This is a genomic window from Gilliamella sp. B2923, from assembly GCF_026536565.1.
In the GTDB taxonomy this organism is placed as follows: Bacteria; Pseudomonadota; Gammaproteobacteria; order Enterobacterales; family Orbaceae; genus Gilliamella.
The window spans coordinates 105,612-130,039 of record NZ_JAFNNZ010000006.1 but is presented as its reverse complement, the minus strand read 5'-3'; the positions used below and the strand labels follow the sequence as shown (position 1 = coordinate 130,039).

The window sequence follows — 24,428 nt, the reverse complement described above, 5'->3', positions numbered from 1 at the left end:
CGAATGTTTAGGATTATTGGAGAAAAAAAATGGCAAGATATTTGGGACCAAAGCTCAAATTAAGTCGTCGTGAAGGTACAGATTTATTCCTTAAGTCTGGCGTCCGAGCGGTTGACAGTAAATGTAAGTTAGAACAAGCTCCTGGACAACATGGTGCGCGTAAACCGCGTTTATCAGATTATGGTGTTCAGTTACGTGAAAAACAAAAAGTTAGACGTATTTATGGAATTTTAGAACGTCAATTCCGTAATTACTATAAAAATGCAGCACGCATTAAAGGCAATACTGGTGAAAACCTACTTGCGCTTTTAGAGCGTCGCTTAGATAACGTTGTTTATCGTATGGGATTCGGTGCAACTCGTGCTGAAGCTCGTCAATTAGTTAGTCATAAAGCTGTTCTTGTTAATGGTCACGTTGTTAACATCGCATCTTATCAAGTTTCACCTGAAGATGTGATTAGTGTTCGTGAAAAATCTAAAAAACAAGCACGTATTAAAGCCGCTTTAGAGTTAGCTGAACAACGTGAAAAACCAACATGGTTAGAAGTTGATGCTAGCAAAATGGAAGGCGTATTCAAACGCTTACCAGAACGTTCAGATTTATCTGCTGACATCAACGAACATTTGATCGTCGAACTTTACTCTAAGTAAAGTTTAGCACTTAAGAGAGGACATAATGCAGGGTTCTGTAACAGAGTTTTTAAAACCTCACCTAGTTGATGTTGTTCAATACAGTCAAACTCACGCCAAAGTGACTTTAGAGCCGCTTGAACGTGGTTTTGGCCATACTTTAGGTAATGCACTACGCCGCATTTTATTATCATCAATGCCTGGATATGCAGTGACCGAAGTTGAAATTGACGGTGTTCTGCATGAGTACAGTACTAAAGAAGGCGTTCAAGAAGATGTACTTGATATTCTGCTTAATTTGAAAAAATTAGCAGTGCGTGTACATAATAAAGATGATGTAATGCTAACCTTAAATAAATCAGGTATTGGTGCAGTAACTGCATCGGATATCACTCATGACGGTGATGTTGAAATTGTTAATCCTGATTTAGTAATTTGTCATCTAACTGATGCAAATGCTTCAATTAGTATGCGTATTCGTGTGCAACGAGGACGTGGTTATGTCCCTGCTTCTGCTCGCGTTAAGTCAGAAGATGAAGAGCGACCAATCGGTCGTTTATTAGTCGATGCATGTTATAGTCCTGTCGAGCGCATTGCGTATTCTGTTGATGCCGCTCGTGTGGAACAACGTACCGATTTAGATAAACTGGTTATCGATATGGAAACCAATGGTACTATCGACCCAGAAGAATCTATTCGTCGCGCATCAACTATTTTGGCTGAACAACTTGAAGCTTTCGTTGATTTACGCGATGTACGTCAACCTGAAGTGAAAGAAGATAAACCGGAATTTGATCCAATCCTTCTACGACCAGTAGATGACTTGGAATTAACTGTTCGGTCTGCTAATTGCTTAAAAGCAGAAGCAGTTCATTATATTGGTGATTTAGTACAACGTACTGAAGTTGAGTTACTTAAAACCCCTAATCTTGGTAAGAAATCACTTACTGAAATTAAGGATGTGCTCGCATCTCGTGGTTTATCTTTAGGCATGCGTCTTGAGAACTGGCCACCAGCAAGTATTGTTGAAGACTAAGATAAAATTTATATAAGAAGGATAAAGTTATGCGCCATCGTAAAAGTGGTCGTCAACTGAACCGAAATAGCAGCCATCGTCAAGCAATGTTTCGTAACATGACAAGTTCACTTGTTGAACATGAAATCATCAAAACTACATTGCCTAAAGCAAAAGAGTTGCGTCGTGTTGTTGAACCGTTAATTACGCTAGCCAAAAGCGATAGCGTAGCTAATCGCCGTTTGGCTTTCGCTCGTATCCGTGATAAAGATACAGTGAAAAAATTATTTTCAGATTTAGGCCCACGTTTTGCTACCCGCCCAGGTGGTTATGTACGTATTTTAAAATGTGGTTTCCGTGACGGAGATAATGCCCCAATGGCTTATATCGAATTAGTTGATCGCCCTGCTGTTGAAGCAGAAGCTACAGCTGAATAAGATATTTAACTGTTGTGCAATAAAACCGGCTTAATTGCCGGTTTTTTATCGGATGTTATATCCACAATGGTAATTGAAGCTATTAATACTTATCCTTTTAATATAATTAATTTTGTTCTTAACTAAATTACTTATAATTCACATAACTTTACCCAAAAATATTTACTCAACCAAATAATCGATTTAACATTACAACTCTGCATGATAAAACATGATATTTGTATGATAGATCTTAAATGCAATGGTGAATGGATTTTAGTTCTGGTAACCATGTTAGCGGCATTTGGTTGAGTATGCTCTAAACAAGCTATATTAGCAATGCCACCACTGGCATTTATGGCTATCCGCTTTTTATCCGCTTCCATTCTTTTAATCCCCGTATGTTTCTACACGCATCAAGGTATTGCGTTTACCAATATTCCCAAAGCAGTATTTGCCGGCGTTTTACAAGCGACTAATACTATATTTTGGATTTTAGCAATAAGCCTTGGCGGACAACTTGGTGAAGGCTCTTTTATTATGAGCTTGTCAGTATTAATGGCGCCTATTGTCGGTTGGTTGTTCTTTAAAGAAAAACCTTTATCTATCTTTTGGATTTCGTTACCTGTTGCTGTGATTGGGCTAGCTTTTCTGAGTCTATCCAATGGGTGGCAGACGAATATCAATCAACTGTGGTTTTTTACCTCGGCCTTTGCTCAAGCAATATTTTTTATTTTTAACAGCCGTTTTGTACAAAAAATTGCTATTTTGCCACTCATTACCATTCAACTATTTTGTACCGGTTTTTGCTGTCTGATACTTTCTATCTTGTTTGAAACTTGGCCGACTACCGTCAGTTATATAACTGTTGGCTGGATCATCGGTAGTATATTTGTTGCCACTATTCTACGTTGGGCGTTACAGCTTTTAGGGCAAAAATATGTACCGGTGGGTAATGCCGCAATTATTATGATTTTAGAGCCTATTTTTACCACCATTGCAGGGATTATCATTTATGATGAGCCAATGTCTTGGACTAAGTGGATAGGTTGCTTGCTTATTCTCATTTCATTGCTAATTTATCGTGGATATGTCTTTATCCGCACCCGTCGTTCAAGCTTATACGATGTAGAACAGCGCTCAGATACATCTAAACCTTAAATTGAACTCATTTCACGATGAAATAAATGCTATTGAGTCAGAAAGCCTATTGGTTGATATGAAGGTCATTTAGTAATGGGGTGGTTTAGTCTCTTCTGACAGACTGGCAATATTTGATGTCTGTGCGGCTTGTAGTTTTTGTGATAATAACGTTAATTGCTCTTTTAACTTACTTATATCAGCTTGAAGATGGGTAACCATTTGATTAAGTTCTTCAATGGTGATCTCTTGAAAGGCAACTTTCGTTTCGAGCAATTCTAATTGTTGATTCATAAAATTTTTCATCAATAAGTGGGAAATATCTGATGACATTGTAAGTAAAAAAGGCGATTAAATCCATCCTCGTTGTGCAAAAGAAACGTATTCACCTTTCCCAATGACAATATGATCGATTACCCGAATATCAATTAACTCACAAGCTTGCCCTACCTTTTTTGTGACAATAAGATCAGCTTGACTTGGCGTGGCTATACCAGCCGGATGATTATGCGCTAAAATGATTGCCGCCGCGTTGTGTTGTAATGCTCGTCTAGCCACTTCACGAGGATGCACTTCAACACAATTATAGGTACCGGTAAACATCTCCTCTGAGGTGATAACGTGATTTTGATTATCTAAAAATATCACCATAAAAACTTCTCGATCTTTATTTGCGAGACGACTTGCTAAATAGTGATGGGTTAATGTTGGCGAAGTCAGCGGATTTTCGTTTGTCATTTTCACTTTAAGATAGCGATGAGATAGTTCAACAACTGCTTGTAACTGTGTATAGGTTGCGGTACCTACCCCATGTTTGTGGCAAAAGTCTTTGTGGCTTGCATTCATGAGGTTATAGAACGAGCCAAATTCATTTAACAGTTTTTGTGATAACTCTAAAACTGGTAATTTACGGGTGCCGGTACGTAAAAATATTGCAAGTAGTTCTGCATCACTTAATATTTCAACACCGTATTTTAATAGCTTTTCACGAGGCATTAATGTTGGAACGGGCACTGACATAGCTAATTATTCCAATGGAAAAATTAAATTATTATTAAAAAAATTAGCTAAATAAAGATTGAATGAAAAGGATGCGATTTATTTCACAAAAAGATTAACAATTTTTCTCTTAACAACCGTTTTTCTGAATTATTTTTCTGAGTCAATTTCTGAATCGTTCTTCTGAATCATTTTTCTGAGTCGTTTCTTGAAAATAGAAAAAGCGCCAACAGGCGCTTTAAAATAAACTTTCATTAAGATAAATTAATGACAACCACACCCGCCGTGACCGTCACAGCCGTCACTCTCTTCATGATCGTGACCGCCACAACCACAACCACCATGATGATCATGTTCGTGACCGTGAGCACCATGAATGTGACCATGGGCGATCTCTTCTTCTGTTGCTTCACGAATGGCTAACACTTCCACATTGAATTTTAAATCTTGACCGGCTAACATGTGATTACCGTCAATGGTAACGGTATCGCCATCAATTGCAGTAATTTCAACCGGAATAGAGCCATGATCGGTATCGGCAAAAAAGCGCATGCCAACTTCAAGCTCATCAACACCGACAAAGACATCACGGGGAACATTTTGCACCAATGCATCATTAAAATCACCGTAAGCGTTGATAAGCTCAACATCGAATTTATCACCCACTTGATGTCCTTCTAACGCTTTTTCAAAATCCGGTAATAAATTGCCTACGCCATGAAGATATTCTAGTGGGGCAACAGCGGTTGCTTCATCGACTAAAACACCGTCTTTAGTGCGAACTTGGTAAGCTAAACTGACTACTGTATTTTTTGCTATTTTCATTTTTTCTCCAACAAACTTGTATTGAGCAAACAGCTATAGATTTTAACGGAAAATAAAGGATAAGTATTCATAATTTTTTTATATAAAACCGATTAATTAAAATATTTAGGCTGATAAATGATAAGTTATGAATTTACCTAAGTAACCAGATGATAGCGTGTAACCACTCAATTAGTTTTTTGATTAAATTTTGTTTGATGATAACAACTATTATTCTGAATAAAAATCAGAAAATAGACCAACAAAAAAAGGCATCAAGATAATTATTGATGCCTTTTTTATATTTTTTTAATAATGCCTATTATTTAAGTTCTAACTCGTTCATTGCGGCGATGCTAAATCCACCGTCAACATGCACAACTTCACCTGTAATGCCGGATGCTAAGTTTGAACATAAAAATGCCGCTGAATTACCAACATCTTCAATTGTAACAGTTCGACGAATTGGCGTAACTGATTCACAATGAGATAGCATTTTTTTGAAATCTTTAATACCTGATGCAGCAAGGGTACGAATTGGGCCGGCAGAGATAGCATTGACACGAACTCCTTCTGGACCCATAGCGTTTGCCATATAACGTACATTTGCTTCTAAAGATGCTTTAGCAAGACCCATTACATTATAATTAGGAATCGCTCGTTCAGCACCAAGATATGAAAGAGTAACTAACGCTGAACCAGGATTCAACATTGAACGGCATGCTTTAGCCATTGCAACAAAACTATAAGAGCTGATATCGTGAGCGATAGCAAATCCTTCACGTGTTACAGCATTAACATAGTCACCGTCTAACTGATCGCCCGGTGCGAAAGCAATTGCATGCACAAAACCATCAAACTTATCCCAAGTTTTTGCCAGTTCGGTAAATAAATTTGTAATGCTTTCATCATGCGCAACATCACAAGGTAAAACGATTTTTGAACCAAAATCAGCAGCAAACTCTTCTACACGGCTTTTTAATTTATCACTTTGATAAGTAAAGGCTAATTCTGCACCTTCACGATGCATAGCTTGTGCTATACCATAAGCAATAGAACGATTACTTGCAACGCCGGTAACGAGTATGCGTTTACCTGTTAAAAATCCCATAAATTATTCCTCTAATGTTTTCACTTGTATCGTCTAGGATAAGTAACGATTATATGTTGATAAAGCCAACTTCGCTACTATAAATTTATTTTTCGTTAATGGGTTTTTATTTTATTGATTCAAACAATTTATTGTTTAATTAACAAATATCCGACTATAATAGTCAACTATTAATTTTCTATAGGCTGTATCACTTTGAATAATTTAATTTGTTATAAAACATTACCTATCTGGAATGCCGATACATTACCCGAGCTTTTTCGTCAAAAGCATAATACTCAAGTTGGTACGTGGGCGAAATTACAGATTATAAAAGGCAGTATCGAATTTGAAATGCTAACTGAACAAGGTGAGATTATCTCAACCCACTATTTTAGTGTTCAACAGCAACCACCGTTTATTTCACCCCAGCAATGGCACCGCATTGCGAAAGTATCCGATGATTTACAATGCCAATTGGCATTTTACTGTTTACCCGAAGATTACACGCAAAAAAAATATCAAATGACCAAAACCCATTCTGAGGTCATCGCTGCAACAAAAATCATTCCGGCTGGTAAGGCTTTAGACTTAGGATGTGGCGCCGGTCGCAATTCACTTTATTTGCAGTTACTTGGATTTGATGTGACAGCGGTTGATAAATCAGAAATGAGCATTGATAACTTACAACAGATTATCAGTCAAGATGACCTGAAACACATTAAAGCAATGGTTTATGATATCAATCAAGCCAATTTACAAGGTGAATATGATTTTATCGTTTCAACGGTTGTTATGATGTTTTTACAACCGGATAGCATTCTGGCGATTATTGAAAATATGCAAAAAATCACCAAATCGGGCGGCTATAATTTAATTGTTAGCGCTATGTCTACGGCTGATTATCCTTGCCCTGTAGGGTTTTCTTTTACCTTTAAAGAAGACCAATTACGGCAATATTATCAAGATTGGGAAATATTAAAGTATAACGAAGATGTCGGGCAATTGCATAAAACCGATATTGATGGAAACCGTATTAAGTTGCGATTTGCAACATTGTTAGCGAAAAAACGATAACAATTACAGGATATATCATCCTGTAATTGCCATATTGATAAGTGATGTTTAGTTGAGCTTTTCGCCAACAGTAAACCACGCTTTGCGAGAGTTTAGCAGATCTTGAGCAGCCATTGGTTTTTTACCGGCTGGCTGTAACAGTGTCATATTTAATGCGCCGTCACTGGTGGCGACGCATATGCCTGTTTTATCCGCTTGTAAAATAGTGCCAGCTGGTTTGTTGTGTGAAGTGGCAATCACTTGAGCTTGCCATACTTTAACCGTCTCGCCGTTAACTTCAAAATAACTGACCGGCCATGGATTAAACGCTCGTATGCAGCGTTCGAGCTGTTGAGCTGATAAATTCCAATCCAGTTTAGCTTCTTGTTTTGATAACTTTTGCGCATAAGTGGCTTGTGATTCATCTTGTTTTTCGGGTTGAATTTTCCCTTCACTGATTAATGTCAAGGTTTCAAGCAACCCTTGCGGACCTAATTTTGCCAACTTGTCATATAATGAAGCGCTGGTATCGGTTGCTTCAATCGGGCATGCCAATTTATACAACATATCACCCGTATCAAGCCCGGCATCCATTTGCATAATGGTAATACCTGTTTGGGTATCGCCTGCCCAACAAGCTCGTTGGATAGGTGCCGCGCCACGCCACCTTGGTAACAAAGATCCATGTACATTTAAGCAACCTAATTTTGGCATATCAAGCACCGCTTGTGGCAAAATAAGTCCATAAGCCACAACAATCATAATATCTGCATTAAGCTGTTGTATTAATTTCTGATTTTCTTCGGTTTTCAGTGTTGCCGGTTGATAAACAGCAAGATTATGTTCAATCGCTAATTGTTTTACCGGGCTTGCCGTTAATTTATTTCCTCGACCAGCCGGGCGATCAGGTTGAGTAAAAACCGCTATCACATTGTAGTTAGCCTCAATCAGCGCCTTTAAATGGGTGGCGGCAAATTCCGGTGTTCCGGCAAAAATGATATTAAGTGGTTTAGTGGCATTAGGCATAAGTATCATATCCATCATCGAAAAAATTACAGCGATTATACTGGAAATTTAAGTCAGAATCTTTAATTTAAAAAATAGCTTGATTAACCAGATAAGCCGTTATGGCATAAACTGACTATCATTTTAAAAAACGAAAGATTATCCGTTTTTATACTGAAACGTATACATTTTCTGAAGCTTTTTGACAAGAATTTCTGGCTTTATAAAAAGCCAATTTAAGTCTTATCTGTTTTTATTAAACCGTTGAACGGGATTGATCTTTTTTGGATTTTGGTAGGAGATTTTGTCCTATCGCTTTATAAAAATTAAAGATTATATTTTTTACTTAAACGTATGTATTTTCTGAAACTTCTTGACAAGAATTTTCAAGCTTTATAAAAAGTCAATTTAAGTCTTACTTGTTTTAATCAAGCCGTTGAACGGGATTTATCTTTGTTATTTTTCGGTATGAGATTTCGTCCTTATCGCTTTATAAAAATTAAAGATTATAGTTTTATACTTAAACGTATACATTTTCTGAAACTTTTTGACAAGAATTTCTGGCTTTATAAAAAGCCAATTTAAGCCTTATCTTTTAATTAAGCTGTTTAGTGGGATTGATCTTTGTTGGTTTTTGGTATGAGATTGCATCCTTATCTTTCTTTAACAAAGATTATAGTTTTATACTTAAACGTATACATTTTCTGAAACTTCTTGGCAAGAATTTTCTGGCTTTATAAAAAGCTAATTTAAGTCTTATCTGTTTTTATTAAGCCGTTTAACGGAATTTATCTTTGTTGGTTTTTGGTATGAGATTTCGTCCTTATCGCTTTATAAAAATTAAAGATTATATTTTTTACTTAAACGTATACATTTTCTGAAACTTCTTGACAAGATTTTCTGGCTTTATAAAAAGCCAATTTAAATATTAACTGTTTTGATTAAGCCATTTAGCGGGATTGATCTTTATTGGATTTCGGTATGAAATTGCATTCTTATCGCTTTATAAAAATTAAAGATTATATTTTTTACTTAAACGTATATATTTTCTGAAACTTCTTGACAAGATTTTCTGACTTTATAAAAAGCCAATTTAAGTCTTATCTGTTTTAATCAAGCCGTTTAACGGGATTGATCTTTGTTGGTTTTCGGTATGAAATTGCATCCTTATCTTTTTTAAAATTAAAGATTATATTTTTTACTTAAACGTATACATTTTCTGAAACTTCTTGACAGAAATTTTCCGCTTTTTATAAAGCTAACTGGCGCCAAAGCTTGATTAGATTGAGTTAATCTTCAGCGCTCGAAGATGATATGTGCCTTAAGCCGTTCCCAAACAGGGGGATTTTAAGCAAAATCCCCAATGAGACTAAAACGGGAAGAATATCGGTACTAAAGCAATATTGACTGCCATGACTAAGAAAGTCAACGGTACGCCCACTTTAACAAAGTCGCCAAAACTGTATCCACCGGGGGCGACAACCATTGTTTTGATTGGCGAGGAGACCGGTGTAATAAATGATGCTGATGTTGCTATCGCAACTGTCATGGCAAATGGATAAGGCGAGTAACCAAATTTTATAGCCAGATCAATGGCGATAGGCGCAATTAAAATAGCGGTTGCTGTGTTGGAGATAAATAATCCGACTGTTGAACACAGTAAGAAGATAAATGTCAGCACCATATAAGGGCCAAACGATTTTAGGTGAATCTCTAACCATGCTGATATAAGTGATATACCACCGGTTTTATTTAACGCGACGGCAAAAGGCATCATACCGATGATTAAAATCAGTGTTGGCCAGTGTATGGATTTATAGGCATTGGCCATATCAATACAGCGAGTTGCGCCCATTAATAAACATGCAATTAGCGCAGCAACCACATTTGGCACAATGCCGGTCACCATTAATATGATCATAATCGCCAGATTGATTAAAGCCGCATAAGCTTGTGAACTGGCTGGCGCAACATCATCAATATCAGAAGGGTAATCCAATACAACAAAATCGCTGGTACGAGTTTGCAGTTTTTGAATTGATCCCCAATCACCACACACCAATAAGGTGTCGCTCATTTCTAAGCGTTCCTGGAATAAGTTGTTGGTTTCAACCGGTGCATGGTTGCGCCAAATACCAATAACGGTGAGAAAATATTTTCCTCTAAAATCAATTTCGTTAAGGGTTTTGCCGCACAGTGATGATTCAGGTAACAGTGCCACTTCAGCCATGCCGACCTCTTTAACCTGTTCGGAAAAGTATTCACCGCGTAAAACTTTAGGCTCAAGATTATTGGTGTTTAAAAATGTTCGGTAATCGGCTTCAGAGTGTGACATATCGAGTAATAAAATATCGTTTTCGCGAAATTCGGTCGATCCGTTAACCGGAATTAAGACCTTTTGAAATTTTCGCCAACGCTCAACCCCAATCACATTGACCCCATGCTCACTACGCAAATGGAGTCCGTCAATTGTGCGACCAACAAAAGGCGAGCCGGCTAATATTTGTGCTCGGTGTGCCCGGCCAATTAATTTGTAATCTCGAATTAGATCGGTAATTCTTCGTCTTTGTGGTTGGGTATTAGTTGGGGTCACTTGTTCTGAGGTGAGTAACCAATTTCGGGTCAATAAACAGTAAATCACTCCGACGACTAAAACACCTAAACCGATAGGGGTGATTGAGAAAAAGCCAAATTCCGTTAAATTTGCCCGGCTCAGTTCACTATTGACCACCAAATTAGGTGCAGTCGCTACCAGCGTCATCATGCCACTAATTAAGGCGGCAATACATAATGGCATCATTAATTTTTTAACATGGATGCCGGTATGATTGGCAATACTAATAGCAACCGGAATAAAAATCGCCACAACGCCAGTTGAGCTCATTATTGACCCAAGTAACGCAGCGCCCAGCATAATAAAGGTAATAATCCGAATATCATTTTTACCCGATACTTTTAAAATATATTCGCTCATTTTAAAAGATATGCCCGTTCGAACAAGGCTTTCACCAATAACAAACAGTAATGCAATTAAAATAATATTGGGATCACTAAAGCCGGATAAGGCTTCGGCAGGCGTTAATACGCCAGTTGTTGTGATAGCGGCAATAGTCAATAATGCAATTATATCCATTCTCAGTTTACTAAATGAAAACATCAAAATGGCAATAAATAGCAAAAGACAAACAGTGATTAATGGGTAATATTCGATGATATAATTAGGCAAAAATGCAGTGATAGATGTTAAAAAATTTTGCCCGGATGACAAATGTTCCACGAAAAGTAGCTCTATAATGTCGAATGGATTTTAGACATAATACCTTGATTTATTGTAATAGGGAATATACCTCAATAAAGTTTATGATGTTTTAATTAGCAAAATAATGACATTTTTAACATTTTTTGCTTTTTTTCATTTCTCCTATTTGCTTTGGTTAAAGTTGGGTATAATTTAATCAATTTGAGTCATCCCATTAATAAGTCATCTTTAGGAGACAATATGTCATCAAAAAAAACAGTAGCCCAAATCATCGTTGATGTGCTTACTGAAGCAGGGGTTAAAAATTGCTATGGTATTGTGGGTGATACATTAAACCAAATTACTAATGCGATTAAAAAAAGTGATATTCAGTGGGTACATGTTCGGCATGAAGAGGTTGGTGCTTTTGCGGCGGGGGCAGAGGCTTATTTAACCGATCAAATCACTGCGTGTGCCGGTTCATGTGGTCCGGGGAGTTTACATTTTATCAATGGCATTTACGAAGCTCAGCGTAACAAAGTGCCGGTAATTTTATTAGCCAGCCAACTGGTCACATCCCAGCAAAATAACGATTTTCCGCAGGAAGTTGACTTTGAGGCGGTTTATAAAAATTGTTCGGTATTTTGTCAGGAAATTAGTGATCCAACTCAAGCAAGACAAATCACCACTGCGGCAATTCAAGCGGCGATTAATCAACGTGGGGTAGCTGTTTTAGTTATTCCGTATAATATTAGTTTAGAAAAAGTGGAAGATAACAGCGGGCATAAGATCTACCACCCTAAACCGATTATTCGCCCTTCAGATAGAGAGCTTGCGCAAATTGCGGAAGTGTTGAACAAACATGATAAAGTTGCGATCTTCGCCGGACAAGGTGTGCATGAAGCGCATGATGAGCTTATTGGGCTGGCAGAAAAATTAAAATCGCCGATTATACATACCTCAAGAGCGAAAGATTTTGTCGAATATAACAACCCGTATAATGTCGGTATGACAGGTATGTTTGGCGTTGAGTCAGGTGCAACAGCGATTAAAGAGTGTGATGTACTTTTAATGATAGGGGTTGATTTTGCCTGGTCACAATTTTATCCCGATAATGCAATACTCATTCAAGTTGATATTGATGCAACACATCTTGGTCGCCGTCATCCGGTAAATATTGGGGTAGTTGGAAGCAGTCAACCAACGTTAGCCGCCTTAACGCCTTTAATTGATGAAAAACACGATGCGGCATTTTTAGAAAGATGCCGTGAGTTATATGTAAAATCGATGGCGAAATTAAATAAAAAATCGATTGCGTCAAAATCGACCATACATCCTCAATATTTAACTGAATTAGTTGATAAATATGCTTCTGATGATGCGGTACTATGCGCTGATGTCGGATCGCCAATGGTTTGGGCTAGCCGACATTTTAATACCAATGGTAAAAGGCGCACGGTGATTAGCTTGAAACATGGCACCATGGCCAATGCGATGCCGCAGGCTTTAGGGGTACAAAAAGCGTTTCCTAATCGTCAAGTTATCACCTTATCCGGCGACGGCGGGATTAGTATGTTAATGGGCGATCTGTTAACCACCATTCAAGAAAATCTACCGATTAAAGTTATTGTATTAAATAATGGTTCTCTTAACTTTGTTGAACTGGAACAAAAATCCGAAGGGCTGGTTGACCACTATACTGATTTGAAAAATCCCGACTTTGCTAAAGTGGCCGCAGCCATGGGCTTATTCTCGATTAGTGTTGATCGTTCTGATTTATTAGAAGCGGCGGTGCAATCATTCTTATCGCATCCGGGACCGGCGCTATTAGATGTTAAAACCAGCGCTAATGAATTAGTTATGCCACCGGAGATCAAAGCCTCACAAGTTATGGGTATGGCACTTTACAGTGTCAAAGCTTCATTGAGTGGTAAAATGGGGGATGTGGTGCACTTATTGGTCGATAATTTCATTAAAAAATAACGTTTAAGATTCTATTATCGCTAATTTTGATTAAACATTATTGCTGTTAGTGATGTTCAGTCGCAACCTTGAAAAAAAGACTCTGCCGCTTTATGCGGCAGAATAATTGCTTTAAAAGCTAACAGCGCCTTGTTCAGCTGAGGTTAAATTTTCACGAAGAACAGTAAATAGCTCCCGCCCATAACCTTGATGAGAATCACGCAAATCAAATGGATCTGGTTGCCGCTTAGCAAGCTCGGCTTCATCGACCAGTAGCGTAAGCTCACCGGTTAGCCCATTGACTCGAATCTTATCGCCCGGTTGTACTTTACTTAACAATCCACCGTCATAAGCTTCCGGCGTTACATGGATTGCTGCTGGGACTTTACCGGAAGCGCCGGATAATCGACCGTCGGTGACCAGTGCCACTTTATAGCCCCGATCTTGCAGTACACCAAGCGGGGTGATCAGTTTGTGCAGTTCCGGCATACCAATGGCTTTGGGTCCTTGATAGCGCACTACAACGACACAATCTTTATTTAACTTTCCGGCTTTATACTGCGCATCTAAATCATATTGGCTGTTAAAAATAACCGCAGGTGCTTCAATAATTTGATGCTCAGTGGCAACCGCTGACGTTTTCATAATTGCTCGTCCTAGATTACCGGACAGCACTTTTAAGCCACCATGCGAGTGGAACGGTTTTTTAATGGAGGCAATCACTGATTCATCTAATGATTGCGTTGGTCCTTCACGAAATACTAGTTTGCCATTTTCTAAAATTGGCTCTTTGGTATACCGGCTAAGACCGTGGCCGACCACTGTTTCAACATCTTCATGGAGTAAACCGCCAGCTAATAGCTCTCTAACTAATAATGCCGTGCCACCCGCTGCTTGAAAATAATTGATATCGGCCGGCCCGTTTGGATAGATACGGCAAAGTAATGGAACGACCGTTGATAGATCGGAGATATCATCCCAATTAATCATAATCCCAGCCGCTTTTGCCATAGCGACAATATGCATGGTTAAATTGGTCGAGCCACCGGTGGCTAATAGTGCAACTAAGCCATTAACAATCACTTTTTCATCAACCATTTTACCAACAGGCAGATAGTGACCGGATTGGTGAGTAAGGCGAGTTATCTGTTTAGCAGCGGCGTTAGTCAGTTCCGTTCTTAATGCCGTTTGAGGATGAACAAATGCCGCCCCCGGCAAATGTAATCCCATTAACTCAATAACCATTTGATTACTATTGGCTGTGCCATAAAAGGTACATGTGCCACTGGTATGATAAGAGGCTGACTCAGATTCTAACAGATCTTCACGCGATGCTTTCCCTTCCGAATAAAGCTGACGAATGCGAACTTTTTCTTTATTTGATAGTCCTGACGGCATCGGTCCGGCTGGAATAAAAATTGCCGGTAAGTGACCAAATGTTAAAGCCCCAACCAATAAACCCGGTACGATTTTATCGCAGATCCCTAAATACAATGCTCCGTCAAACATGTTATGTGACAGCCCGACAGCAACCGACATGGCAATCACATCTCGACTCATTAAAGACAGTTCCATGCCCGGTTCGCCTTGCGTTACCCCATCACACATAGCCGGCACACCCCCAGCCATTTGCCCAACTGCGCCGGCTTGGTGTAGTGCTTTACGTATTTGCTCCGGATAAAACTCATAGGGTTTATGCGCTGAGAGCATATCGTTATAGGCACTAATAATACCAATATTACTTTTTAAAATATTTTTTAAATCGTTTTTTTCATCCGCACAGCAGGCGGCAAAACCATGCGCCAGATTGCTACATGGCAATTTGGCTCTGTTTACGTTATGTTGCATCGCCTGCTCAATTTTTTGCAAATAAGCTTCACGAGAAGCTTTTGATCGTTCAATAACACGTTGTGTTACAGCTTCAACGGTAGGATTCACATTAACCTCTTGGACTATCTTTATTCTTGTTATTAATTTTTATATGTTACTGACCTTGGCAAATTGAACAAATCACTTGTTCAGTATCGTTAACCACCCCGTCTAATGATTGTTCGATATTGACCGTGTAAACATCTTTCTCATCTTGATCGGGCTCTTCGAGCGTATCAAATTGTGATTGCAACATGCCGGCTTTTTGATAATGCCCTTTACGCTCAGCAAGTCGCTTAGCAATCACATCGAAACTGCCTTTTAGATAGATAAAATGAACATTTTCATTTTCGCCACGAATAATGTCCCGATATTGTCGTTTCAAGGATGAACAGATAATTAACGACACATCATTAACATTACTCATCGCAAAGGCGGCATTACTGATTAGTTCAAGCCATGGCATACGGTCTTGATCATTTAACGGCGTACCGCTGCGCATTTTTAAGATATTGGCTTTCGGATGTAAAAAATCACCGTCTAAAAAAGCGGCGTCAAGATTATAGGCTACTTGTTTGGCAACTGCTGATTTACCACTACCCGATACCCCCATTAAAACAAAAACATGTTTATTATTTTTCGTCATTACTTGTCCTTAATTTGCTCCCATGTTGTTACGGGTAACATTTTGACATTTTAATCCGTTATTGCAATTCAAAAAAGTTGATTTTGTGATCTGGATCATACTTTGTTTTGGGTAAAGGTTTTTATCCCGATTTGGGATCTCAAGTTTATTTTAAAAAATAGATTTCGATCACAAAAATATAAAATCCTATTTGTTTTTTATTTCGAAAGTATTTAATCTTTCGATATTGTTTTTGTTTTCGAAAGTAATAACCTAAAACGTAATATCAAAAAGATAAAAAATGGAGAGTAAATATGAATAAATGTCAGCTTCTTTTCGAAGACAATCTTAAATTTGACAATGAGTTAGCCTTACTGACTTATTTAAGTCAACAGTTACAAGAAAAAGGGATTGTCAAACAGAGCCATTTGAAAGCTTTACTTGATCGGGAAGCATTATATCCAACCGGTATTTTGCTCGATGGCTATGCAGTGGCGATTCCACATTGTGAAGCTGAGCATGCTAACAGTCCTGCGATTTTTATTCTTCGCACCCAATCTCCGGTTTCATTTCAACGTGCAGATGACGATGGCACCGTTGATGTTTCATTGATTATTTCATTGGTAGTGACTTCACCGGCTGATCAACTATCACTGTTAAAAGCACTTTTTACCCATTTACAAAATAAAGAATTTTATCACTTTTTATTAAATCGCTCGCAAGACGAAGTGGCTGAACGTTTTAATGAAGTGATATTTAATCAATAAGTTGTTTAGGAGGCATTATGAAAAAAAAGATTATTGTTGCATGTGGTGGCGCTGTTGCGACGTCAACTTTAGCAGCAGAAGAGATAAAAGAGCTATGTAATGAAAATAATATTGAGCTCGATTTAGTGCAGTGTCGTATTAATGAAATTAATACCTTTATTGATGATGTCGACCTGATCTGTACGACGGCAAAAATGGACCAAACATTTGGTGATATTCCGATTGTGCATGGTATGCCTTTTGTGTCTGGCGTTGGAATTGAGCAGTTAAAAGCAAAAATATTGTCTATTTTAAAAGGATGAACCTATGTTTACTGAAATTATGCAGTACATCTTAGATTTGGGACCGTCTGTAATGCTCCCCATTGTGATTATTCTGTTTTCACTTTCGCTAAGAATGAAAATTGGTGATGCATTAAAAGCCGGGATTCATATTGGGATTGGCTTTGTCGGTATTGGTTTGGTGGTTGGCTTATTAACCAGCTCAGTTGGGCCGGCAGCTCAAGCTATGGCAGAAAGATTTGATATCAGTTTGAATGTTGTCGATGTTGGTTGGCCTGGTGCTGCCCCTATGACGTGGGCATCGCAAATTGCGCTGGTTGCCATTCCCATTGCCATTGCAGTAAACATTGCCATGTTACTTTTAAGATTAACCCGTGTTGTTAATGTTGATATTTGGAACATTTGGCATATGACCTTCAGCGGGGCGCTGGTTTATATTGCAACCGGCTCTTACTGGCTAGGCATTGCTGGTGTGGTTGTGCATGCAATTATTGCTTATAAATTGGGGGATTGGTTTGCTAAAGATACCAAAGATTTTTTTGAGCTTGACGGCATTGCCGTGCCACATGGTACTTCGGCCTATTGTGGACCGATAGCAGTATTTGTTGATGCGGTGATTGAAAAAATACCCGGTATTAGAAAGATTAATTTCAATGCGGTAGATATGCAAAAAAGATTTGGCGCATTTGGCGAGCCCGTCACAGTCGGTTTATTTATGAAAAAAAAGATTTATGGGGATTTTATTAGGCGTATTAGCCGGTTATGGGGTGAAACAGACTTTACAACTTGCGATTCAAACCGCAGCGGTCATGCTATTAATGCCAAGAGTGATTAAACCTATTATGGACGGTCTAACCCCAATATCTAAACAAGCACGTAAACATCTACAATCAAAATTTGGTGGGCAAGACTTCCTTATCGGCTTAGATCCGGCTCTATTATTGGGTCATTCAACCGTTGTTTCTGCCAGCTTAATTTTTATCCCATTAAGTATTTTTATTGCCATTGTGCTGCCCGGTAATGAAGTGCTTCCTTTTGGTGACTTAGCAACTATCGGCTTTTTTATCGCAATGGGTGTGGCGATTCATCAAGGCAATCTGTTTAGGATTATTATTTCCGGTTCAATCATTATTGCTATTACCTTATGGATTGCCACGCAAATGGTGCCATTAACCACTCAGCTTGCCGTCAATGCCGGTACCATTACTGCCGGTAATGGCATCTCGGTTGGCGCAATGGATCAAGGTGGTTCGCCAATTACCTATATCTTAGTTCAACTGGTTAATTTAAAACAACCGATCGGGTTTGCCTGCATTGGTCTCTTTTACCTGTTTTGCCTATTTTTGACCTGGCAACGCGCGCAAAAATACAAATTGTTATTAAAACAGCAACAGGTAGACGGTGCAAACAGCGTAAATAAGCAATAAAAAAGTCATTTTTTAAATCCATTAAGCAACGTTCACTGTCAAACCAGTGAACGTTAAAACAGCAACCTATTTAATTATTAACATAGGAAAATAATATGAAAGCAGTCGTTGTTAATGATGAGGGGACTTTATCTGTAGAAGATATTGAGATGCCCAAAATCACTTCACCAGATCAAATTCTGGTGAAAGTGGCGTATTGTGGGTTATGCGGTTCTGATATTCCGCGTATTTTTCATCATGGTGCACATTTTTACCCAATCACACTTGGTCATGAATTTAGTGGCACGGTTGTCGAAATGGGCAGCGATGTGACAGAGTTTGAGATTGGTGATCTGATCTCTTGTGTACCTTTATTGCCTTGTTTTAAATGTGATGAGTGTCAAAAACATTACTATTCACTTTGTAAACACTACACCTTCGTTGGTTCAAGAATTACCGGCGGTTTGGCACAGTATATCGTCATAAATAAGAAAAATGCCTTTAAGTTACCGAAAAGTGTTAGCCCTATTGAAGGGGCATTTTTTGAGCCAATGACTGTTGGGATGCATGCACTATTATTGGCTGACGGTTGTCAAAATAAAAATGTGGTGATTGTTGGCGGCGGTACCATTGGTTTGCTTGCTATGCAGTGTGCCAAAGCGATGGGCGCTGAATTTGTTGCGGTATTAGATATTAATCAAGAGCGCTTAGATCTGGCTAAAAAACTAGGTGCTGATGCGGTTTATCACTCAAAAAATATGACAGCTTCGGCGATCTATGAAGCATTGATGCCACATCGATTTGATCAGGTGGTATTAGAAACCGCCGGCACACCAGCGACAGTAAGCTTAGCCATTGAAATAGCTGGCGCTAGAGCCAAAGTCGGTTTGATTGGCACATTGCATCATGATGTGACCCTTTCAGAAAAAACGTTCGGAATGATTTTACGCAAAGAGCTTGAGATTTTAGGTAGCTGGATGAATTACTCAGCACCATGGCCTGGCAAAGAGTGGCAACTCGTTAGTCAGTTTTTTGTTGACGGTAAAATCAGGCTTGATGAGTTAATTGCTGGGGTGGGGGATTTTGATGAATTTACTCAGCAAGTTAGTGCGTTAAACGGTCATCCAATGAACGGTAAGATTTTATTAAATTGCATGTAATTATCTGATTTAAATCAGCCAATAAAAATGAGCGCTTATCTTTTGATTTTGTTTGTTATACACTGCTGAAAAATTTTCGAAAAAGGAAATATTATGAATGCAAGTGAAAGACGTCAACAAATAGTCGAACTTCTTAATACGAAAGGAACTGTTTTGGTTAGTGATTTATCAGGACAATATGATGTTTCGGAAGTGACAATCAGAACAGATCTTCGTTTGTTGGAAAAACAAGGGGTTTTGACTCGATTTCATGGCGGCGCAACCAAAATCATGAGTAAAGGCGATTTAAAATCATTTAAAGAGTTGCAATTAGAAGAACGTTATCAACGTTTTATAGAAGCCAAAAAACGCATTGCAATTGAAGCAGTTAAACATGTTAAAGAGGGGGATACCATTATTTTAGATAGTGGTAGTACCACAATGTTGATAGCTGAAGAGTTAGTAAAACTCAAGCATATCACTGTCATTACCAACAGTCTTACTTCTGCATTTATTTTATCGGATAACAGTGACATTATGTTATTTATGTGTGGTGGTACGCTGAGGCATAAGACCCGTTCTTTTCATGGAAAACTTGCTGAGCAATCGTTAGACGGCATTTCTGCTGATATTTTGTTTGTGGGTGCAGATGGAATAGATGCAAAAAGAGGAATAACAACGTTTAACGAAGGCTACACTATCAGTAGTGTGATGGCTAATGCGGCAAGGCAGGTTGTTGCGGTTTTAGATTCATCAAAATTTGGACGAAATGGCATTAATATCGTATTACCACTTAATAAACTAAGTACCATAATTACCGATACTGATGTCGATAACAGTTATAAACAACAATTTGAAGAAAAAGGCATTGGTTTTATAGCTGTTTAAATTTTTTAACTGGTGATTGTGTATCTTTTTGAACAAAGCTTAAAAGATCTTTTAGCTAAATAGTCGATTTTGGGTAATGAACGTAATGATAGCAATGGATTGTTGTTGGCTATTTGGTTGATTAATACTATTGAACTCATTTGATTATTTAAGCTTGTTATTTCTCCCAATGCTATGACTTTGCAATCAATACGTAGGTGAGAATATGATATTAACAATTACCATGAATCCTTCCGTGGATATCTCTTATCCACTCAATACGCTCCATATTAATGATATTAATCGTGTTGCCAATGTTAGAAAAACTGCTGGTGGTAAAGGACTCAATGTCACACGAGGTGTGAAGTTTTCCGGCATCGAGGTGTTAGCTTCCGGTATTGTTGGCGGTACAACAGGTGAATATATACAAAAACAGTTAGATAGTGACAATATCCACTACCATTTTTATGTTACCCAGCATGAATCACGAAATTGTATTGCAATACTACATGAAGGCAATCAAACCGAAATTCTCGAATCCGGGCCAACACTCGGACAAAAAGAGGTGGACGCCTTTTTAGCGCACTATCAAACGTTAATGGACAAAGCCAAAGTGATGACCATTTCCGGATCGCTGCCACAAGGTTTTCCGGTTGATTTTTATGCCACATTAATTCAAATCGCCAATAAAAAGGGCATTCCTGTTTTGCTAGATTCCTCCGGCAAGATGTTATTAGCTACGCTGGTGTCTGAACATAAACCTTACTTAATTAAGCCGAATAAAGATGAATTACAACAAATAATTCAAATGGATATTGATGTAAATGATACGGCTTCGTTGATTAAGGCGGTTGATCATCCACTGCTAAATGCAATCCCTTACATCATTATTTCACTGGGTAAAAATGGTGCTTTTGCGCGTTGTCATCAGCAATATTATCAAGTTTCAATCCCTAAAATTGATGTTGTCAATCCGGTTGGATCTGGCGATGTGACGTTAGCGGGGCTTGCGGTGAGTATCCATGAAAACGAATCGATAGAAACCATGCTCAAACGGGCGATGACAATGGGCATGTTAAATGCCATGGAATCGCAAACCGGGTTTGTGAATATGCACAATTATGATGATTATTTTCAACAAGTTATTGTTAACCAAATTTATTAAATATCAAGATTAATTCAGGAGTTATTATGTATCTTATTTCAAGTCAAGAGATGTTAAAAAAAGCGCAACGTGAAAATTATGCTGTTCCGGCATTTAATATTCATAACCTTGAAACAATTCAAGTTGTGATTGATACCGCAAAACAGTTGCAGTCGCCGGTTATATTAGCCGCCACCCCCGGCACTTATCGTTATGCCGGCACAGAGTATTTAATCAATATTTGTAAAACAGCAGCCCAAATTAAGCATTTCCCGTTTGCTTTGCATCTTGATCACCATGAAGATGTCGATGATATTCAAGCCAAAATTGCCGGCGGCATTCGCTCAATTATGATCGATGCTTCACATCATCCCTTTGAAGAAAATATTGACATTGTGCGTAAAATGGTCGAATTTAGTCATAAATTTAATGCCAGTGTTGAAGCTGAATTAGGGCGTCTGGGCGGGCAAGAAGACGATCTTATCGTGGATGATAAAGACAGTGCCTTTACCGATCCGGATGCAGCAAGGGAATATGTCGAGCGCACTGGCATCGATTCTTTAGCGGTGGCAATTGGATCCGCTCATGGGATGTATAAAGGTGAGCCTAAATTGGATTTTGATCGATTAGCCAAAATACGCGAAAAAGTTGCCATTCCATTGGTGTTGCATGGCGCTTCGGGAATACCTGAAGCAATGGTGAAAAAATCGATTTCATTAGGTATCTGTAAAGTGAATGTGGCAACTGAATTAAAAATTGCTTTTTCAGATGCGTTGAAACAATACTTTCAAGCGCAACCGGATGCTAACGACCCAAGGCACTACATGCAACCAGCTAAACTGGCAATGGCGAAAATTGTGGAAGATAAAATCCGTATTTGTGGAAGTGCAGGTAAATTATAATATGAAAGCTAAAGGTATTTTGTTTGATTTAGATGGAACTTTGGTGAACTCTCTACCGGCAGTTGAACGCTGCTGGTTGAAATTTGCTCAGCGGCATCATTTAGATGCCACTCAGGTATTAACAACCATTCATGGGCGTAAAGCTATCGATAATATTAAGCTGTTTTTACCTGATCAGCCCGCTAGTTTGATTGAGCAAGAATATCATTGGATGGAGCAATTAGAGTCAAATGATGTACAAGGGATTGATGAAATACCGGGCGCAAGCGATTTTCTGCGGCAATTATCTTCAATGAATATCCCTTGGGGGATTGTTACTTCCGGCACTAAAATTGTGGCTGAAGCAAGATTTAGTTTGCTACAGGTTACCAAACCGGCGGTATTTATCACCGGCGAAATGGTGGTTAACACCAAACCAGCGCCGGACGGCTATTTGCAAGGCGCAAAACTATTAGGTTTAGCTGCCAGTTCGTGTATTGTTTTTGAAGATTCCGCTGCGGGCATTGAGTCAGCAAATAAGGCTAATTGTCAGGTGATTGGTGTTAATACGTCTAATTTGATTAATCATCATGCCCAGCTAAATATCGATAACTTTAATGATCTGATTGTTGAAAAAATCACAGGTAGCGATCAATTCATTATTAATAAAAAAACGTTTTGCTAATAAGATAACCCCCGGCGGTGTTACCTGCTTTTGCTCCACACAAGTGCAATTGATTTAACCGTCTTTAGATTGAAAGTATACGAAAGATTGAAAGTATACAAAATTTAGCTAAATTTATGCATACTTTCAACTCGTTAAAGGTTATTGCGTTGCCTTACTCATCGCTTGTTTAAAGGTTGAAAAAGCACAAAAGCCCAGCGTGTTAATTGGGCAATTCTCCATTTCCAACGTCACCTTATGTGGTGGGTTTTGTCGGTTTAATTCGGTTAAATGACGAATTTGATCGGTAGATTGATAAAAATATTCAATTTTCATCATCGCTTCACCAGTTTGATTGTTACGCCATTTCTGAAAGACAACCTTGCCACCGATAGGCGTTGTTTCAAACTGATCGGCAAGCTGATAAGGTTTAATTTTTATGGTTGAAAATAGTGACGCGACATTAGAATCATGGCCTACAAGTAAAGTGAATTTTGGTTTATTTTCATTTTCGCTAAACGACTGATTGATGTAGTTCACTAACTTTGTGGCAACTTGCTTAGCAACAACCGGTGAACCAAATAATACCGTGTTGTAATTTTCTTTTATGGCAACCAGCTGTTCAAATTGTTGATTACTTTTTATTTTACCCCATGCAACATCTTGCAAAGGGGCGCCTTCATAGTATTGTAGAATAAATGCATCAGCAATCGATGTGCCTGTACGTAACGGTCCGGTGATACCCGGCTCTTTTCCTTTTTCAATGATGAGCTTAGTGGGTAAAGTCGAAAAATCACACTGTTTATCGGTAAGGCAATTTTGCGATTGTGAATAATTTAGAATATCTGACATGTCTTGATAGGCATGAGCCAATTTGTTATTTAAACCTTTCACACCGTCACTGTCGGCAATGTTATTAATGGCATTAATCGCCGATTGTTTAAATTCAGCGCTATCATCGCTGATCACCGGGAAAAATAGCGGATCCATTGTGCCTAAGGTTTCTTTATGCACAACAGGCACGGTGCAGCCAGGAAAGGCACCAACCGCAAAATATTGTCCGGTTGCGATAGTGCGTTGTAGGCTATTGGTATAGATGTATACATCGTTTTGGTCAGGGCAATCTTTTTGATCTAATAACTTATTATCGGCTAACCATTGACTAAAATAATGACCAAAATAGCTCTCTAACACCCCACCACGAGTGGTGAGGTAACTTGCCGGGGTATCCCACTGTGGCCACTGATTAGGGGTGACTTTGCCCAAAGTACTATTGGGACTGGCTAAGGGGGCTCGTAAACCATGACGGCTAAAAACGACCACTTGTTCCAACGTGTAATGATTCAGTGTTTCTAATGCTTGAGTTGAAAAAGATAAAATACACGTTAAAGCTAACACGCCTTTTAATCGTATTTTTTTCATATGCTCTCC

22 protein-coding genes and 2 pseudogenes are annotated in these 24,428 nt (G+C 38.6%); 15 read left to right on the top strand and 9 right to left on the bottom strand.

Annotated elements, in window-relative coordinates; genetic code table 11:
* The first annotated feature begins 29 nt into the window (after positions 1–29).
* The 5 genes and pseudogenes from rpsD to J3U42_RS12355 all read left to right on the top strand — a co-directional run bounded on the left by rpsD (position 30) and on the right by J3U42_RS12355 (position 3,221).
* Positions 30–650 (top strand): 30S ribosomal protein S4, encoded by a 621-nt coding sequence (rpsD, locus tag J3U42_RS08205; protein ID WP_065577881.1) that lies wholly within the window; start codon positions 30–32, stop codon positions 648–650.
* A gap of 25 nt (positions 651–675) precedes the next feature.
* Positions 676–1,665, top strand: a complete 990-nt coding sequence (locus J3U42_RS08200; RefSeq protein ID WP_220218642.1) for a DNA-directed RNA polymerase subunit alpha — start codon at positions 676–678, stop codon at positions 1,663–1,665.
* Positions 1,666–1,694: 29 nt separating this feature from the next.
* Positions 1,695–2,081, top strand: a complete 387-nt coding sequence (gene rplQ, locus J3U42_RS08195) for a 50S ribosomal protein L17 (RefSeq protein ID WP_065558593.1) — start codon at positions 1,695–1,697, stop codon at positions 2,079–2,081.
* Positions 2,082–2,384: 303 nt separating this feature from the next.
* Positions 2,385–2,705: pseudogene (locus tag J3U42_RS12360) on the top strand (EamA family transporter); the annotation flags it as partial.
* On the top strand, positions 2,694–3,221 hold the full coding sequence (locus J3U42_RS12355) for a DMT family transporter (protein ID WP_324169867.1): 528 nt from the start codon (positions 2,694–2,696) through the stop codon (positions 3,219–3,221). The pseudogene J3U42_RS12360 and the gene J3U42_RS12355, both read left to right, overlap by 12 nt.
* A gap of 69 nt (positions 3,222–3,290) precedes the next feature.
* Here the strand turns inward: J3U42_RS12355 and J3U42_RS08185 are convergent, their stop codons facing one another.
* The 4 genes from J3U42_RS08185 to fabI form a co-directional block, all read right to left on the bottom strand.
* Positions 3,291–3,494, bottom strand: a complete 204-nt coding sequence (locus J3U42_RS08185) for a SlyX family protein (protein WP_220218644.1) — start codon at positions 3,492–3,494, stop codon at positions 3,291–3,293.
* Between the two features lie 57 nt (positions 3,495–3,551).
* On the bottom strand, positions 3,552–4,220 hold the full coding sequence (gene radC / locus J3U42_RS08180) for a RadC family protein (protein ID WP_220218645.1): 669 nt from the start codon (positions 4,218–4,220) through the stop codon (positions 3,552–3,554).
* A gap of 243 nt (positions 4,221–4,463) precedes the next feature.
* Positions 4,464–5,024, bottom strand: a complete 561-nt coding sequence (gene slyD / locus J3U42_RS08175; RefSeq protein ID WP_267336183.1) for a peptidylprolyl isomerase — start codon at positions 5,022–5,024, stop codon at positions 4,464–4,466.
* A 301-nt stretch (positions 5,025–5,325) separates the two neighbouring features.
* Positions 5,326–6,114, bottom strand: coding sequence for an enoyl-ACP reductase FabI (gene fabI / locus J3U42_RS08170; RefSeq protein WP_220218647.1), 789 nt, complete (start codon positions 6,112–6,114; stop codon positions 5,326–5,328).
* Positions 6,115–6,309: 195 nt separating this feature from the next.
* Here fabI and tehB point away from each other — a divergent pair, with 195 nt between their 5' ends.
* A complete protein-coding gene (gene tehB / locus J3U42_RS08165; protein WP_267336182.1) occupies positions 6,310–7,170 on the top strand; it encodes an SAM-dependent methyltransferase TehB in 861 nt (286 codons plus the stop codon).
* A 48-nt stretch (positions 7,171–7,218) separates the two neighbouring features.
* Here tehB and fmt read toward each other — a convergent pair whose 3' ends face one another.
* Positions 7,219–8,175, bottom strand: coding sequence for a methionyl-tRNA formyltransferase (gene fmt, locus J3U42_RS08160; RefSeq protein ID WP_267336181.1), 957 nt, complete (start codon positions 8,173–8,175; stop codon positions 7,219–7,221).
* Between the two features lie 1,348 nt (positions 8,176–9,523).
* Positions 9,524–11,365: an SLC13 family permease gene (locus tag J3U42_RS08155; protein ID WP_366915704.1), complete on the bottom strand. Its 1,842-nt coding sequence runs from the start codon at positions 11,363–11,365 to the stop codon at positions 9,524–9,526.
* Between the two features lie 288 nt (positions 11,366–11,653).
* Here J3U42_RS08155 and J3U42_RS08150 point away from each other — a divergent pair, with 288 nt between their 5' ends.
* Entirely contained in the window at positions 11,654–13,375 is a 1,722-nt protein-coding gene (locus J3U42_RS08150; RefSeq protein WP_220218651.1) for a thiamine pyrophosphate-dependent enzyme, read from the top strand.
* Between the two features lie 111 nt (positions 13,376–13,486).
* Here J3U42_RS08150 and edd read toward each other — a convergent pair whose 3' ends face one another.
* Positions 13,487–15,292, bottom strand: a complete 1,806-nt coding sequence (edd, locus tag J3U42_RS08145) for a phosphogluconate dehydratase (RefSeq protein ID WP_267336180.1) — start codon at positions 15,290–15,292, stop codon at positions 13,487–13,489.
* A 46-nt stretch (positions 15,293–15,338) separates the two neighbouring features.
* Entirely contained in the window at positions 15,339–15,869 is a 531-nt protein-coding gene (gene gntK / locus J3U42_RS08140) for a gluconokinase (RefSeq protein WP_220218653.1), read from the bottom strand.
* A gap of 293 nt (positions 15,870–16,162) precedes the next feature.
* On the opposite strand from gntK, the gene gatA reads away from it, so the two are divergent.
* From gatA to J3U42_RS08095, 8 genes and pseudogenes are all read left to right on the top strand, one after another.
* On the top strand, positions 16,163–16,615 hold the full coding sequence (gatA, locus tag J3U42_RS08135) for a PTS galactitol transporter subunit IIA (RefSeq protein ID WP_267336179.1): 453 nt from the start codon (positions 16,163–16,165) through the stop codon (positions 16,613–16,615).
* 17 nt (positions 16,616–16,632) lie between these two features.
* Entirely contained in the window at positions 16,633–16,917 is a 285-nt protein-coding gene (gene gatB / locus J3U42_RS08130) for a PTS galactitol transporter subunit IIB (protein WP_065734968.1), read from the top strand.
* 4 nt (positions 16,918–16,921) lie between these two features.
* Positions 16,922–18,323: pseudogene (locus J3U42_RS12430) on the top strand (PTS galactitol transporter subunit IIC).
* A 95-nt stretch (positions 18,324–18,418) separates the two neighbouring features.
* Positions 18,419–19,462 (top strand): alcohol dehydrogenase catalytic domain-containing protein, encoded by a 1,044-nt coding sequence (locus J3U42_RS08115; protein ID WP_267336176.1) that lies wholly within the window; start codon positions 18,419–18,421, stop codon positions 19,460–19,462.
* Between the two features lie 93 nt (positions 19,463–19,555).
* Positions 19,556–20,329, top strand: coding sequence for a DeoR/GlpR family DNA-binding transcription regulator (locus tag J3U42_RS08110; protein WP_267329614.1), 774 nt, complete (start codon positions 19,556–19,558; stop codon positions 20,327–20,329).
* A 205-nt stretch (positions 20,330–20,534) separates the two neighbouring features.
* The gene (gene lacC / locus J3U42_RS08105) at positions 20,535–21,473 is read left to right on the top strand and encodes a tagatose-6-phosphate kinase (RefSeq protein ID WP_267336175.1); all 939 of its coding nucleotides are present in this window, start codon (positions 20,535–20,537) and stop codon (positions 21,471–21,473) included.
* Between the two features lie 26 nt (positions 21,474–21,499).
* Positions 21,500–22,354 carry a tagatose bisphosphate family class II aldolase gene (locus tag J3U42_RS08100; RefSeq protein WP_267336174.1) on the top strand — a complete coding sequence of 285 codons (855 nt, stop codon included), beginning with the start codon at positions 21,500–21,502 and terminating at the stop codon, positions 22,352–22,354.
* Between the two features lies 1 nt (position 22,355).
* Positions 22,356–23,018: an HAD-IA family hydrolase gene (locus J3U42_RS08095; protein WP_267336173.1), complete on the top strand. Its 663-nt coding sequence runs from the start codon at positions 22,356–22,358 to the stop codon at positions 23,016–23,018.
* Positions 23,019–23,159: 141 nt separating this feature from the next.
* Here the strand turns inward: J3U42_RS08095 and agp are convergent, their stop codons facing one another.
* Positions 23,160–24,419: a bifunctional glucose-1-phosphatase/inositol phosphatase gene (agp, locus tag J3U42_RS08090; RefSeq protein ID WP_267336172.1), complete on the bottom strand. Its 1,260-nt coding sequence runs from the start codon at positions 24,417–24,419 to the stop codon at positions 23,160–23,162.
* Between the last annotated feature and the right edge of the window lie 9 nt (positions 24,420–24,428).